The organism is Aeromonas sp. R2-3 (assembly GCF_040908375.1).
Lineage (GTDB): Bacteria > Pseudomonadota > Gammaproteobacteria > Enterobacterales > Aeromonadaceae > Aeromonas > Aeromonas veronii.
Genome location: NZ_JBFODP010000022.1, coordinates 212,251 through 225,208, shown reverse-complemented (window position 1 = coordinate 225,208; position 12,958 = coordinate 212,251). Strand labels below are relative to the sequence as shown.

The following is a 12,958-nucleotide window of genomic DNA, read 5'->3' as shown; positions in this document are numbered from 1 at the left end:
GATGTTCCATTTAGAAGTCAATCAGTTGCACAAATCCTACGGCGATACGCCGGTGTTTGAGGGAATCGAATTCGGCATTCGCAAGGGGGAGCTGGTGACCCTGCTCGGCCCCTCCGGCTGCGGCAAATCCACCCTGCTGCGGGCGCTGGCGGGGCTCACCCCGGTGGATGGCGGTCAGGTGCGGGTGGCCGGTGAGGACATCACCTGGCAGGAACCCCAGAAGCGCGGCATCGGCATGGTGTTCCAGAGTTATGCGCTGTTCCCCAACATGACGGTGTGGGACAACGTTGCCTTCGGCCTCAAGATGAAACCCCAGCCGGGGCGGGAGCTGGCGGCCAGCGTGCAGGAGGCATTGGCGCTGGTGGAGCTGACCGGTTTCGAGCGCCGCTATCCGGCCGAGCTATCCGGCGGCCAGCGCCAGCGGGTGGCACTGGCCCGGGCGCTGGTGGTGCAGCCGCGGATCCTGCTGCTGGACGAGCCGCTCTCGGCGCTGGATGCCCGCATCCGCCGCAGCCTGCGCCAGCAGATCCGCGAGATCCAGCAGCGCCTTGAGCTCACCACCATCTTCGTGACCCACGATCAGGAGGAGGCGCTCACCATGTCGGATCGGATCTTCCTGATGAACAAGGGCTCCATCGTCCAGAGCGGCACGCCGGAGGAGATCTATACCCGCCCCGCCAGCGAGTTTGTGGCGGGCTTTATCGGCAACTACAACCTGCTCGGCGCCGAGCAGGGCAAGTCGCTGTTCGGCCCCCGTTTTCAGGGCAAGCTGGCGCTGCGGCCGGAGTCCATCACCCTGCTGCCCGCCGGGGCGACCAGCAGCGAACCCAGCCTGCCCGGCATCGTTCGCCAGCAACAGCTGCTCGGCAACGTGATCCGCTATCAGGTGGAGTGCGAGGCGGGGCTGTTGACGGTGGATTGCCTCAACCGCTCGGCTGGCGATCTGCTGGCCACCGGCAGTGCCGTGACCCTGGCGGTGGCCCGGGATCAACTCTGTGAGGTAGCATGAGGCCGCATTTCATTTCCATTTTTACTGCGAGGAGCGCCCATGGCACTGGCACTGTTTGATCTGGACGAGACCCTGATTGCGGGGGATTCCGCCAGCCTCTGGCTGGAGTACATGGTGGCCGAGGAGCTGGCCCCCGCCAGCATGATCGCCGAGGAGCAGGCCATGATGTCCCTCTACCATCAGGGCAAGATGGATATGCACCAGTACATGGCCTTCACCCTGCAACCGCTGGCGGGCAAGACGCGCCAGTGGCTCGACTCGCTCTGTGCCCGCTTTGCCGAGCAGGTGCTGCGCGAGCGCCTCTACCCCGAGGGGTTGGCGCGTATCGAATGGCATCGGGAGCGGGGCGACGATCTGGTGCTGATCTCCGCCTCCGGCGAGCATCTGGTGGCGCCCATGGCGAAGATGCTGGGGATGGATCACTGCGTTGCCATCCTGCTCGATGAGGAGGAGGGGATGCTGACCGGCCAGACCCGCGGCACCCTCAGTTTTCGCGAGGGCAAAGTGGCCCGCATCAACCAGCTCTTTGCCGGCAGGGACCACCTCTGGCAGGGTAGCTTTGGCTACAGCGACTCCCACAACGATCTGCCCATGCTGCGTGCGGTGAGCCATCCCCATGCGGTCAATCCTGCCCCCGCGCTGCGTCAGCAGGCCGGGGAGCTGGGCTGGCCGGTGTGGGAGTGGCAGCGCTGAGTCGCGCGCCACACAGGCTTAACGTGCGGCAAGAAGCACGAAAAACAAAGAGAGAGGCTGGAGCCTCTCTCTTTGTTTTTACTGACGACGTTGTGGTTGATGCCGGCGGCGGTGGCTACCCCTCGTTGGTTTGTTGCCGGGGCTCGCCAAAGGCGGGCACTTCCTCCTCGGCACTCTGGTGAGGGGGGTGGCGCAGCGGGAAGCAGATACGGTTTTTCCCCTCCCGCTTGGCTTGATAGACCCCCTTGTCGGCCAGCTCCACCAGCTCTTTGGCCGAGAGCCCGGAGCGGCTGAAGGCCACCCCGCCGCTGATGGTGATGGTGAGATCGGGTTCGCGCCACTCCAGCTGCTCCACCCCGAGCCGGAACGCTTCCAGCAGGGAGGGAAGCATCGGCTGCTCTTCGCCGTAACGGAAGATCAGCACCAGCTCCTCGCCGCCATAGCGGCAGAACCAGCCCCACTCGTGGAACAGATTCATGCCCAGCTTGCTCACCCGCTTGAGCACCACATCCCCTGCCTGATGGCCGTGGGTATCGTTGACCCGTTTGAAATCATCCAGATCGAACATCACCACCCCGAAGGGAGCGCCACTGTTGAGCTGCTTTTGCAGGCACTCGTCGAAGAAGCGACGATTGTAGAGCCCGGTGAGCTTGTCCTGATGGGCTTGCAGGCGGATCTGGGCAAAGTCCTGGCTGGCGGCATCCATCTCTTCATAGACCTTGGCCAGCTCCAGCATGCGGCGGCCGTTGTAGGCGATACCGCCGGAGCGGCTGGCGCGGATCAGCAGGGTGATCTCCCCCAGCATGCGGCGAAAGTAGCGTGACCAGAGCAGGGCCAGCAGCAGATAGAGAATGCAGGCGACAGCAATCATCAGCTGCACGTTGATGGAGACGCTGTCGATCACCTGTTGCATGCTGGCAGTCGGCTCGACGCTGAGCAGGATCCAGCGCTGCTCGGGGATGCGGTAGTAGGAGACCATCAGGCCGCTGGCATCATCGAGGAAAAAGCCCTGCGGCTGTTGCATCCGGGCCAGCCAGTCGGGGTGGGCGAGGGGTTTGAATACCCGTTCACGATCCGGATGGGCCAGCACCAGCCCGTCATGGTTGAGCAGGAGCTGATAGCCATTACCCAGATGGTGACTCTGAGCATGCCGACTGTTTAGCCAGCTGGCGAGGGGGGTGAGCTGGGTATCCAGCGAGAGTACGCCAACCCGCTTGCCGTCAGGATCTTCAATCACCCGGGCCAGCGCCATGGTGAGGGTGCCCAAGGTGTAGTCGTAATAAGGATCGGTCCAGACAATCTGTCCGGGATGGCTGGATGCCAGCAGATACCAGGGGCGGGTTCTGGGATCGAACTTCTCGTCGGCCTGCCAGGAGGGGTGGATCAGCATCTTGCGATGCTCGGTGCCCACGTAGACGTAATCGAGCTCCATCACCTTGTGATAGGCCTGCCACTGTTGCAGGTAGCGCTCGCCGTTAAGGATCTCCGGGCCGCTGAAATCCCGATAATTTACCTGCTGATAAATGAGCGTAAACTGGCGTTTGAGGGTCGCCAGATAGGGTTCGATCAGGGTATGGAAATACTGGGTGTTGCGAGCAATCAGGTTCTGTTGCTGCTCGTGGCGCAGGGTGCGCTCCATATGCAGGTAGTAGATGCTGCCGAGCAGCAACACAGGGATAAAGAGCAAGAGGAGGCCCAGCCGCATGCGGGTGATCAAAGACCAAGTGTTCTTGGGCTTGGCGGGGGACATGAACAGATCCTTTTCGTCTCGGGTGGCACCAGCATATATGATGCTGTGCGGCTCGTCTAAAGGCAGAAAATGAGATGTTTCCGATGTTGAACCACACTCTGCTCTCAATGATTCATTATGGCAGCATAGCGGTACTGATCCTTGCCCTCTGTGTCGAGTATCTGATATTTAGGCGCGGCCTGAACATGCTGCGAGTGCGCCGCCTGCTGCTGGCAGATGGGGTGGCGGCGCTGGCGCTCTTCTCCATCTTTACCACCGGGTGTCTGCTGGCCCTTGAGCATGCCAGCTCGGTGGCAGAGATCTTTGCCCATCCTGCCCACGGCCTCAAGATGGGGCTGTTTCTGCTGATTGTCGGCTCCCTCGTTTATCCCAGCCGCCTCTTCTATCGCTGGCGTCGCGCCCTGCGTCTGGGCAAGGCGCCGATGATCTCCATTCAGCAGCACTTCCGGGTGGTGTGGATCCTGCGGGGCAATCTGCTACTGATTGCCCTGTTGGCCGTGTTCACCAAGCCTTCTTTGCTGTAACACTCGCGGTGCTCAAAAGCAGTGCGATGCAGACGTGGAGAGCGAGAGCGAAGACAAAGAGTGGAGACAAGAGGATAGGGAGGCGGGTATCTTGGATCGGATAACCCGTCACGCGCCGATTTAAGGAAGAATCGCCATGCGCTCCAATCTGATGTTGCTGATGGCTGCCACCATCTGGGGTATGGGCTTTGTCGCCCAGCGCCTCGGGATGGATCACATGGGGCCCTATACCTTCAATGGCCTGCGCTTTCTGCTCGGCGCCCTCTCCCTGCTGCCGCTGCTCTGGTGGCTCAAATCCCGACAACCTGTTGCCGTCGCGGGCGACCATCGCCAACTGCTGATCGGTGGTGTGCTGGCCGGGCTGGTGCTGTTCTGTGCCGCCTCCCTGCAGCAGGTGGGGCTGCTCTATACCACTGCCGCCAAGGCCGGTTTCATCACCGGGCTCTACATCATTCTGGTGCCGGTACTGGGGCTGCTGCTGCGCCACAAGAGTGGTCTCAATACCTGGATCGGCGCCGTCATTGCGCTGGCCGGTCTCTATGTGTTGAGCGTCACCGACGAGTTCACCATCGGCTTTGGCGATCTGTTGCAGGTAGTCGGTGCTCTCTTCTGGGCTGTTCACCTGCTGCTGGTGGATCACTACTCCAACCGGGTTGCACCCATCAAGCTCGCCGGGGTGCAGTTCGTAGTCTGCGGCCTGCTCAGCCTTGCCACTGCTTTTGTTATCGAAACCCCGACTGTTAGCGGCGCCGTGGCCGGTTGGCAGGCGCTGCTCTATGCCGGGCTGGTGTCGGTCGGGGTGGGTTATACCCTGCAGGTGGTGGGGCAGCGGGGCGCTCATCCGGCCCACGCCGCCATCATCCTCAGTCTGGAGACCGTCTTTGCCGCCGTGGGTGGCGTGTTGCTGTTGGGTGAGACGCTGGATGAGCGCGCCATCGCCGGTTGCGCCCTGATGCTGGCGGGGATGCTTATCTCTCAAATCCGGCTGCGCTGGTGGTGGAAGTCGCGCCGGGACAAGGTGCCCGCGACCAAGTAAACCGCAGCCCGCTGCATAACAAAAACGCCCCGACAGTCGGGGCGTTTTGCATGGTGGCGATTTGGATCAGGGGCGCTGATCCAGCTCGCGCTCCAGCTCTACCGCCTTCTGACGGGCCGGATGGGTATTGAGGCGCTGCCAGTAGGCTTGCAGGTGCGGGAAGTGGGCCAGCTGACCACTTTGCGCCAGCAGATCCACCAGGAAGGAGTTCATGATGTCGGCGCCGGAGAGGCGATCCCCCACCAGATAGTGGCGATTCGCCAGTACCTCATTGAGGTAGCCCAGCACCTTGGCACACTCCGCCTTGGCGTAGTCCGGCAGGAAGCGCATCGGGCTGCCATCCTTGCGCACGAACATGTCGAGCAGCAGCGGCAGAATGCCCGAGCTCTCGGCAAAGTGGAGCCACTGCAGATATTCGGGATAGTCGGGGCTATCTGATGCCGGAGCCAGCCGCTCGGCGGCGTAGCGGGCAATCAGGTACTCGGTGATGGCGCCCGATTCCGCCAGCACCCGGCCGTCGAACTCGATGACTGGCGACTTGCCGAGGGGGTGGATGGCCTTGAGCTCGGGCGGTGCCAGAAAGGTGGCGGCATCGCGCTGGTAGGCTTTGATCTCATAGGGCTGGCCCAGCTCTTCGAGCAGCCAGATGATGCGCTGGGAGCGGGATTTGTTCAGGTGGTGCAGGACTATCATAACGACCTCGATTCGGTGGCAGGGTGAGGTATACGAGTGGGCGAGGGGGGCGGTTCACCGGCAGTAAAAAAAGAGCGGGCTGATGCCCGCTCCCTCGATGACTGACTCAGGCCTCCAGTGCCTGATCCAGATCCGCCAGAATGTCCTCGATCGCCTCGATCCCGACCGACAGCCGGATCATCTCGGGTTTCACCCCAGCCTTGGCCTGCTCCTCCTCGCTCAGCTGGCGATGGGTGGTGGAGGCGGGGTGGCAGGCCAGCGACTTGGCGTCGCCGATATTGACCAGCCGTTTGAAGATCTTGAGCGCATCGTAGAAGCGCACGCCCGCTTCATAACCATCCTTCAGCCCGAACGAGAGGATGGCCGAGGGGCGACCGGCCATGTACTTCTCTGCCAGCAGATAGTGGGGATGACCCGGCAGACCGGCATAGCTGACCCAGGCCACCTTGGGGTGATGCTTGAGGTGATTGGCGACCCGCAGGGCGTTATCCACGTGGCGCTCCATGCGCAGGCTCAGGGTCTCAAGCCCCTGCAGCAGCAGGAAGGCGTTCATGGGGGCCAGCGCCGCGCCGGTATTGCGCAGCGGCACTGTGCGCACCCGGCCGATAAAGGCCGCAGGTCCAAAGGCTTGTGTGTAGACCACACCGTGGTAGGAGGGCTCGGGCTGGGTGAGCTGGGGAAAGCGCTCGGCGTTATCCGCCCAGGGGAACTTGCCCGAGTCGACCACCACGCCACCCAGCGAGTTGCCGTGGCCGCCGACATATTTGGTCAGGCTGTGTACGACGATGTCAGCGCCGTGTTCGATGGGCTTGCAGAGTACCGGGGTGGCGACCGTGTTGTCGACGATGAGCGGCACACCACGGGCGTGGGCCGCCTTGGCCAGCGCGGCCAGATCGACGATGTTGCCCGCCGGGTTGCCGATACTCTCGCAGTAGACTGCCTTGGTCTTGTCGTCGATGAGGGCGGCGATGGCTTCGGCGCTGTCATCCTTGGCAAAGCGCACCTCGACCCCGAAACTCGGCAGCATGTGGGCGAACAAGGTGTAGGTGCCGCCATAGAGCTGGGGCGTGGAGACAATGTTGTCACCTGCGGCGGTCAGCGCCTGAATGGCGTAGGTGATGGCGGCGGAACCAGCCGAGACCACCAGCGCGGCGATCCCCCCTTCCAGCGCGGCCATCCGCTGCTCCAGCACATCGTTGGTGGGGTTCATGATGCGGGTGTAGATGTTGCCCGGCACCGCCAGATTGAACAGATCCGCCCCGTGCTGGGCGCTCTCGAACTCGTAGGCCACCGTCTGGTAGATGGGCACGGCGACCGCCTTGGTGGTGGGGTCGCTGGAAAAGCCGTGGTGCAGGGCCAGGGTCGCATCTTTCATCACACACTCCTTGTTGGATGTTGCTTGTCGCAGTTATAGATGGATAGACGTCCAATCTATCAGGCCCGTGGCCGATGTAAACAGCAAGATCCGGCAAAGCAATGTCGCCCGCAGGGGATGCGTGTCCCGAGTGGTTGGCATGGCCCGCACTCAGAGACGACGGCGATACTCCTTGTCATCGATCTGGTTCATATCCCACTGCATCAGGCGGTTGAGCTGCTGCATGGGATCCTCGATGAGCGGCAAGGGGCGTGGCAGGATCCGCTTGAAGTAACGGCGCAAGGTCTGCTGGATCCGGTTCGGTTTGATGGGGTTGGCGTGGCTCATGATGGTGCTCCTCTGCTGTGGTTCTCACGTTCGCCAGCAGTATTGAGCTAAAATGCGGAAGTAAAAACTGATGACTTATAGCAACAGGATTTCCTCTTTTATGCCGACCGGTCGCCTCTACCAGCAATTTCAACGACTCGCCCAGCTGCTTGGTAGCGACGAGCGGGAGATCAGCCTCGCCGAGGTGGCGGATCTGCTCTGCTGCACCCCGCGCAACGCTCGCTTGCTGCTGCGGCGGATGCAGGATCAGGGCTGGCTCAGCTGGTCGGCGGAAGCGGGGCGGGGACGGCGCTCCCGGCTCACCCTGCTCGACAGTCAGGAGAGCCTGACCCGGCGCCGCTTGCGGGATCTGCTCAGTCAGGGCCAGCTGGCGCAGGCGGTACGGCTGGCCGAAGATCGCCTCGATCTGCTCACCCCGCTGCTGATCGAACAGCTCGGTCAGGCCACCCGCGAGGGGCGCCAGATCCTGCGGGTGCCCTACTATCGGCCGTTGCCGCAGTTGCTGCCCACCGGCCCGATGCGCCGCTCCGAAATTCACCTGAGCCGCCAGATCTTCAACGGCCTCACCCGGCGAAATGAGGAAAATGGGGAAATCGAAGGGGATCTGGCCCACCACTGGGAGTGTCTAGGCCCCTGTCACTGGCGCTTCTATCTGCGCCCGGCGGTGCGTTTTCACCACGGTCGCGAGCTGGTGGTGGAAGATGTGATGGAGAGTCTGCTGGCCCTGCGGGATCGCCCGCTGTTCGCCCATCTGGGTCGGCTGGAGAGCCCCTGGCCGCGCACGCTGGATCTCTATCTCGACAGCCCGGATCCCTGGCTGCCCCACCTGCTGGCGGAGCCGGTGGCGACCATTTTGCCGCGGGAGCTGAAGGGGGAGGCGGGCTTTGCCCTGCAACCTGTGGGCACAGGCCCCTACCGGGTGGCCGCCAACGATCCCCTGCATCTTTGCCTTGCGGCGTTTGACGACTACTTCGGCCTGCGCGCCCTGCTCGACGAGATCGATATCTGGATGCTGCCGGAGCTGGCGGAGCGGCTGGAGACCCACCTGCAGCTGGGGCGCGACAGCCCTGAGCTCGGCACCATGCGCGGCGAATCGGAGCTGGAGTCGGGCTGCTACTTCCTGCTGCAGGACGATCGTTCCGGATCCTTGCAGGATCCCTCGCTGCGCCAGTGGCTGGGCCAGCTGCTCAATCCGGTGGCTCTGATGGGGCGGGTCGCCCCCGAGTTGCAACGGGGCTGGACCAGCGCCCTCGGCCTGCTGCCCCACTGGCGCGAAGCACTGCCCGCCCCCTTGCCCACACCGGCGCAGTTGCCGACGACCTTGGTGCTTGCCTGCTTCAACCAGCATCTGGAGTTCAACGAGTGCGCCAACGCCATGAGCAGCCTGCTGGCCGAACAGGGGATCCGGCTGGAGGTGCGCACCCTCGATTACGGTCGCTGGGTGAGTGGCGAGGATGAAGACGTGGATCTCTGGCTCGGCACCCTCAACCTCGAACATGCCGGCCCCTTTGCCCCCTACGCCTGGTTGCAGGGCACCCCGTTGCTGCGCAAGGTGTGGAGCAGTCAGCATGAGTTGTGGCAAGGGTTGATGCAGTGGCGGGCCAGTGGTGAGGAGCCCGGCCCCCGCGCCCTGCTGGCAAGGGTGCAGCAGCAGAGCTGGTTTGTGCCGCTGTTTCACCACTGGCTGGAGCTGGAGAGCCGGGTCGGCGTGCACGGGGTGCGGATGACGGCGCTCGGCTGGTTCGATTTTCGCAGCGCCTGGCTGCGGCCCGAGCCGACCCATCAACCCGCAGAGGCGCCATAGTTCGTCCAATTTCTGTCGCGGCTGACGAGTGCTCCGTGGCCGCTTGCGTGAAAGATCCGTAAATCGGCCGCTGCTGCACAGTTTGTGTCACGCCTCTGTGCCATGCTGTTTCAGGTTATGGACAGCAGAGCAAATGAGGAAAACGATGAGCAACAATTCAGACAGTTCCGCAGGAAAATGCCCGGTCATGCACGGGGGAACCACCTCCGTCGAGACGTCCAGAATGGAGTGGTGGCCGAAGAGCCTCAACCTCGACATTCTTCACCAACACGATACCAAGACCAATCCGCTGGGGGCCGGCTTCAACTATCGGCAAGCCTTGAAGGGGCTCGATATGGCGGCCCTCAAGCAGGATGTGACCGCCCTGATGACCGACAGTCAGGAGTGGTGGCCCGCCGACTGGGGCCACTACGGCGGCCTGATGATCCGCATGGCTTGGCACTCGGCCGGGACTTACCGCATCGTCGATGGTCGCGGCGGTGGCGGCAGTGGCAACCAGCGCTTTGCCCCCCTCAACTCCTGGCCGGATAACGCCAACCTCGACAAGGCCCGTCGCCTGCTGTGGCCCATCAAGAAGAAGTACGGCAACAAGATCAGCTGGGCCGATTTGATTATTCTGGCGGGCACCGTGGCTTATGAGTCCATGGGGCTCAAGACCTTCGGCTTCGCCTTTGGCCGCGAGGATATCTGGCATCCGGAGAAGGATATCTACTGGGGATCGGAGAAAGAGTGGCTGGCGCCCAGCGGCAAGCCGGGTGGTCGTTACTCCGGCGAGCGGGATCTGGAAAACCCGCTGGCGGCGGTGATGATGGGGCTTATCTACGTCAACCCGGAAGGGGTGGATGGCAAGCCCGATCCCTTGAAAACCGCGCAGGATATGCGAGTCACCTTCGCTCGCATGGCGATGGATGATGAAGAGACGGTAGCGTTGACCGCCGGTGGCCACACCGTCGGCAAGGCTCACGGCAACGGCGATGCCAAACAGCTTGGGCCCGAGCCGGAAGGGGCCAGCCTCGAGGAGCAGGGGCTCGGCTGGAGCAATCACCACAGCCGCGGCATCGGCCGCAACACTGTGACCAGCGGCATCGAGGGGGCCTGGACCACCCACCCGACCCAATGGGACAACGGCTACTTCGAGCTGCTGTTCAAGTACGACTGGTGGTTGCAGAAGTCACCGGCGGGGGCCCATCAGTGGGAACCGATCAATATCGCCGAAGAGGATATGCCGGTGGATGTGGAGGATCCGTCGATCCGCTGTAAACCCATGATGACGGATGCCGACATGGCGCTCAAATTCGACCCCGAGTACCGCAAGATTGCCGAGCGCTTCCGCGATGATCCGGCGTCCTTCTCCGACGCCTTCGCCCGCGCCTGGTTCAAGCTGACCCACAGGGATATGGGGCCGAAGAGCCGCTATGTCGGCCCCTATGTGCCGACAGAAGATCTGATCTGGCAGGATCCGGTGCCAGCCGGACGTGCCGATTATGACGTGGCGGCGGTGAAGGGCAGGATTGCCGCCAGCGGCCTCTCCATCGGCGAGCGGGTGAGTACCGCCTGGGACAGCGCCCGTACCTTCCGAGGATCCGACAAGCGGGGTGGTGCCAACGGCGCCCGCATCCGGCTGGCGCCGCAGAAGGATTGGTCGGGCAACGAACCGGCGAAGTTGGCGAAGGTGCTGGCGGTCTATGACAAGCTGGCGGCCGAGTGTGGCGTCAGCGTCGCGGATCTCATCGTGCTGGGGGGCAACCTCGCCATCGAGCAGGCTGCCCAGGCCGCCGGAGTGACGGTGAGCGTGCCGTTTGCGCCGGGCCGGGGGGATGCAACTCAGGCTCAGACCGATGTGGCCTCGTTCGAGGTGCTGGAGCCGCTGGCCGACGGCTTCCGCAACTGGCTGAAGCAGGACTATGTGGTGACGGCGGAGGAGTTGCTGCTGGATCGCGCCCAGCTGATGGGGCTCACCGCCTGTGAAATGACGGCGCTGGTCGGCGGGATGCGGGTGCTCGGCACCAACCACGGCGGTGCCGGGCACGGGGTCTTTACCGATCGGGTCGGGGTACTCAGCAACGACTTCTTCGTCAACCTGACCGACATGGGCTACCAGTGGCTGCCGAAAGCGAGCAATCTCTACGAGATCCGCGATCGCCGCAGCGGCGGGCTGAAGTGGACGGCCACCCGGGTGGATCTGGTGTTCGGCTCCAATTCGGTGCTGCGCGCCTATGCCGAGGTCTATGCCCAAGATGACAACAAGGAGAAGTTTGTCTGTGACTTCATCACCGCCTGGAACAAGGTGATGAATGCGGATCGCTTCGATCTGATCGGCTAGTCCCCAAGCCGTTTAGCTAGCTGCACCAGCCCCGCACAGCCAAGATGTGCGGGGCTTTTTACTGCCCGCTTTTCTGTGCAGCCCTACCATCCGCCGCGCTGCGACACCTGCTGGCCGGTATCGCAGGGCCGCTGGCATCCCTGTGCTTGGGCCAGCAGTATCATGTAACATGCTGATCCGCTGATGATGCCCGGCGGCCACCCATTGGCCACTGATGTCCCATGAACGGACAAGGACAGAAACAAAGAGACAAGGAGTCAACCCATGCTGGAAATGCAGATCCAACCCCGCTTTCAGGAGACGGATGCCCTCGGCCATATCAACAATACGGTGCCGGCGGTCTGGTTCGAATCGGCGCGAGATCCCCTGTTCCGGATCTTCTCCCCGGATCTGGATGTGCATAACTGGCATCTGATCATCGCGGGCTATACGGTGCAGTTCAAACGGGAGCTGTTCTACGGCCAGCCGGTCACCATCAAGACCGGCGTGCGCCGCATCGGCACCAGTTCCTTTACGGTCTGGCAGGAGGCCTGGCAGGGCGGCGAACTGGCCGTCACCGCCGAAACGACCCTGATCCATTTTGACTACCGGGCCCGCCAATCCCTGCCCCTGAGCGATGCTCACCGGGAAGGGCTGCGGGCCTGGCTGACAGAGAGTTAACCACGGGCCGGATGGCCCATCACAGGAGTGTTATGTACAACTCAATGCGCAACACAGCGATCGCGCTGACCCTGGGATTCTGCTCCCTTCCTTCTCTGGCCGCTTCTCTCGCCGAGCAGTTTACCCTGATGGAGAAGGGGGCCGAGAGCGCCCTCGATACCCGTCAATTCAGCCATGACGGCGTCGATATCAAGGCCTGGATCGATGGCGCCCCCGTCATCATCGCCGTGCCCATCATGAACGAGCTGGGCAAGCTGGAAGGGGAGAGCCGCTACTACTTCAAGGGCGGCAAGCTGTTCGGGGTCAAAGAGCCCGCCGCCCAGTTCGCCTTTGACGACAGCGGCAAGCTGACCCAGTGGCTGGACGAGAAGGGCCAGCCCGCCGAGTTCGTCAGCAAAATGAGCATGCAGCAGCGTCAGGAGTGGCTCACCAAGCGGGCCGCCGAGCTGAGCAAGCTGTTTGTGGTGAGCGCGGCCGAGCAGAAGGCGGCCAAGGGTGGCGTCAAGCTGAAGGGGGCGGATCTCGCTCACTGGCTCTGCAACGGCAAACTGATGGATCTCGCCCACGGCGACAAGGTGCTCTTCGAGCAGGATAAGCTGAAGATTGGCGAGCAGGGGATCGAGGGAGAGGTCTCCCTGCGTCAGGATAAGGGGTGGCAGGAGCTGAGCCTCAAGTGCGAAGTGCAGGGCACTCAGGTAACCCGCCTCACCTGGCAGCCGCTGCCGGGTGCCAACAAGCCGCAATAAGCGCAGTAGCAAGGGGCC

At 62.9% G+C, this 12,958-nt stretch carries 12 protein-coding genes; 8 read left to right on the top strand and 4 right to left on the bottom strand.

Features of this window, described 5'->3' with window-relative positions:
• Position 1 precedes the first annotated feature (1 nt).
• A complete protein-coding gene (locus AB5Z02_RS11660; protein ID WP_201958417.1) occupies positions 2-1,009 on the top strand; it encodes an ABC transporter ATP-binding protein in 1,008 nt (335 codons plus the stop codon).
• A 39-nt stretch (positions 1,010-1,048) separates the two neighbouring features.
• Positions 1,049-1,702, top strand: a complete 654-nt coding sequence (locus AB5Z02_RS11655) for an HAD family phosphatase (protein WP_236382193.1) — start codon at positions 1,049-1,051, stop codon at positions 1,700-1,702.
• A 115-nt stretch (positions 1,703-1,817) separates the two neighbouring features.
• On the opposite strand, the gene AB5Z02_RS11650 is transcribed toward AB5Z02_RS11655, so the two are convergent.
• Positions 1,818-3,452 carry a diguanylate cyclase gene (locus tag AB5Z02_RS11650; protein WP_368216036.1) on the bottom strand — a complete coding sequence of 545 codons (1,635 nt, stop codon included), beginning with the start codon at positions 3,450-3,452 and terminating at the stop codon, positions 1,818-1,820.
• 83 nt (positions 3,453-3,535) lie between these two features.
• On the opposite strand from AB5Z02_RS11650, the gene AB5Z02_RS11645 reads away from it, so the two are divergent.
• Together AB5Z02_RS11645 and AB5Z02_RS11640 are read left to right on the top strand one after the other, a co-directional pair.
• Positions 3,536-3,976 carry a DUF2214 family protein gene (locus AB5Z02_RS11645; RefSeq protein ID WP_111901590.1) on the top strand — a complete coding sequence of 147 codons (441 nt, stop codon included), beginning with the start codon at positions 3,536-3,538 and terminating at the stop codon, positions 3,974-3,976.
• A gap of 136 nt (positions 3,977-4,112) precedes the next feature.
• Positions 4,113-5,012, top strand: a complete 900-nt coding sequence (locus AB5Z02_RS11640) for a DMT family transporter (protein WP_005356804.1) — start codon at positions 4,113-4,115, stop codon at positions 5,010-5,012.
• Between the two features lie 66 nt (positions 5,013-5,078).
• Here the strand turns inward: AB5Z02_RS11640 and AB5Z02_RS11635 are convergent, their stop codons facing one another.
• The 3 genes from AB5Z02_RS11635 to AB5Z02_RS11625 form a co-directional block, all read right to left on the bottom strand.
• Positions 5,079-5,705: a glutathione S-transferase family protein gene (locus AB5Z02_RS11635; protein WP_368216035.1), complete on the bottom strand. Its 627-nt coding sequence runs from the start codon at positions 5,703-5,705 to the stop codon at positions 5,079-5,081.
• Positions 5,706-5,811: 106 nt separating this feature from the next.
• On the bottom strand, positions 5,812-7,080 hold the full coding sequence (locus AB5Z02_RS11630; protein ID WP_368216034.1) for an O-acetylhomoserine aminocarboxypropyltransferase/cysteine synthase family protein: 1,269 nt from the start codon (positions 7,078-7,080) through the stop codon (positions 5,812-5,814).
• Between the two features lie 150 nt (positions 7,081-7,230).
• Positions 7,231-7,407, bottom strand: a complete 177-nt coding sequence (locus AB5Z02_RS11625; RefSeq protein WP_005355239.1) for a hypothetical protein — start codon at positions 7,405-7,407, stop codon at positions 7,231-7,233.
• Between the two features lie 100 nt (positions 7,408-7,507).
• Between AB5Z02_RS11625 and sgrR the strand changes: the two genes are divergently transcribed.
• The 4 genes from sgrR to AB5Z02_RS11605 all read left to right on the top strand — a co-directional run bounded on the left by sgrR (position 7,508) and on the right by AB5Z02_RS11605 (position 12,940).
• Entirely contained in the window at positions 7,508-9,211 is a 1,704-nt protein-coding gene (gene sgrR / locus AB5Z02_RS11620; RefSeq protein WP_368216033.1) for an HTH-type transcriptional regulator SgrR, read from the top strand.
• A 145-nt stretch (positions 9,212-9,356) separates the two neighbouring features.
• Positions 9,357-11,534: a catalase/peroxidase HPI gene (gene katG / locus AB5Z02_RS11615; RefSeq protein WP_368216032.1), complete on the top strand. Its 2,178-nt coding sequence runs from the start codon at positions 9,357-9,359 to the stop codon at positions 11,532-11,534.
• Positions 11,535-11,798: 264 nt separating this feature from the next.
• Positions 11,799-12,194 carry a thioesterase family protein gene (locus tag AB5Z02_RS11610; RefSeq protein ID WP_005336457.1) on the top strand — a complete coding sequence of 132 codons (396 nt, stop codon included), beginning with the start codon at positions 11,799-11,801 and terminating at the stop codon, positions 12,192-12,194.
• 44 nt (positions 12,195-12,238) lie between these two features.
• Complete coding sequence (locus tag AB5Z02_RS11605; RefSeq protein ID WP_368216043.1) at positions 12,239-12,940, top strand: hypothetical protein; 702 nt, start codon at positions 12,239-12,241, stop codon at positions 12,938-12,940.
• Positions 12,941-12,958: the final 18 nt, after the last annotated feature.

Excerpts from the sequence above, each read along its gene's own strand:
- AB5Z02_RS11660 (WP_201958417.1), top strand. The coding sequence starts at position 2 with ATGTTCCATTTAGAAGTCAATCAGTTGCACAAATCCTACGGCGATACG.
- AB5Z02_RS11655 (WP_236382193.1), top strand. The coding sequence starts at position 1,049 with ATGGCACTGGCACTGTTTGATCTGGACGAGACCCTGATTGCGGGGGAT.
- AB5Z02_RS11650 (WP_368216036.1), bottom strand. The coding sequence starts at position 3,452 with ATGTCCCCCGCCAAGCCCAAGAACACTTGGTCTTTGATCACCCGCATG.
- AB5Z02_RS11645 (WP_111901590.1), top strand. The coding sequence starts at position 3,536 with ATGTTGAACCACACTCTGCTCTCAATGATTCATTATGGCAGCATAGCG.
- AB5Z02_RS11640 (WP_005356804.1), top strand. The coding sequence starts at position 4,113 with ATGCGCTCCAATCTGATGTTGCTGATGGCTGCCACCATCTGGGGTATG.
- AB5Z02_RS11635 (WP_368216035.1), bottom strand. The coding sequence starts at position 5,705 with ATGATAGTCCTGCACCACCTGAACAAATCCCGCTCCCAGCGCATCATC.
- AB5Z02_RS11630 (WP_368216034.1), bottom strand. The coding sequence starts at position 7,080 with ATGAAAGATGCGACCCTGGCCCTGCACCACGGCTTTTCCAGCGACCCC.
- AB5Z02_RS11625 (WP_005355239.1), bottom strand. The coding sequence starts at position 7,407 with ATGAGCCACGCCAACCCCATCAAACCGAACCGGATCCAGCAGACCTTG.
- sgrR (WP_368216033.1), top strand. The coding sequence starts at position 7,508 with ATGCCGACCGGTCGCCTCTACCAGCAATTTCAACGACTCGCCCAGCTG.
- katG (WP_368216032.1), top strand. The coding sequence starts at position 9,357 with ATGAGCAACAATTCAGACAGTTCCGCAGGAAAATGCCCGGTCATGCAC.
- AB5Z02_RS11610 (WP_005336457.1), top strand. The coding sequence starts at position 11,799 with ATGCTGGAAATGCAGATCCAACCCCGCTTTCAGGAGACGGATGCCCTC.
- AB5Z02_RS11605 (WP_368216043.1), top strand. The coding sequence starts at position 12,239 with ATGCGCAACACAGCGATCGCGCTGACCCTGGGATTCTGCTCCCTTCCT.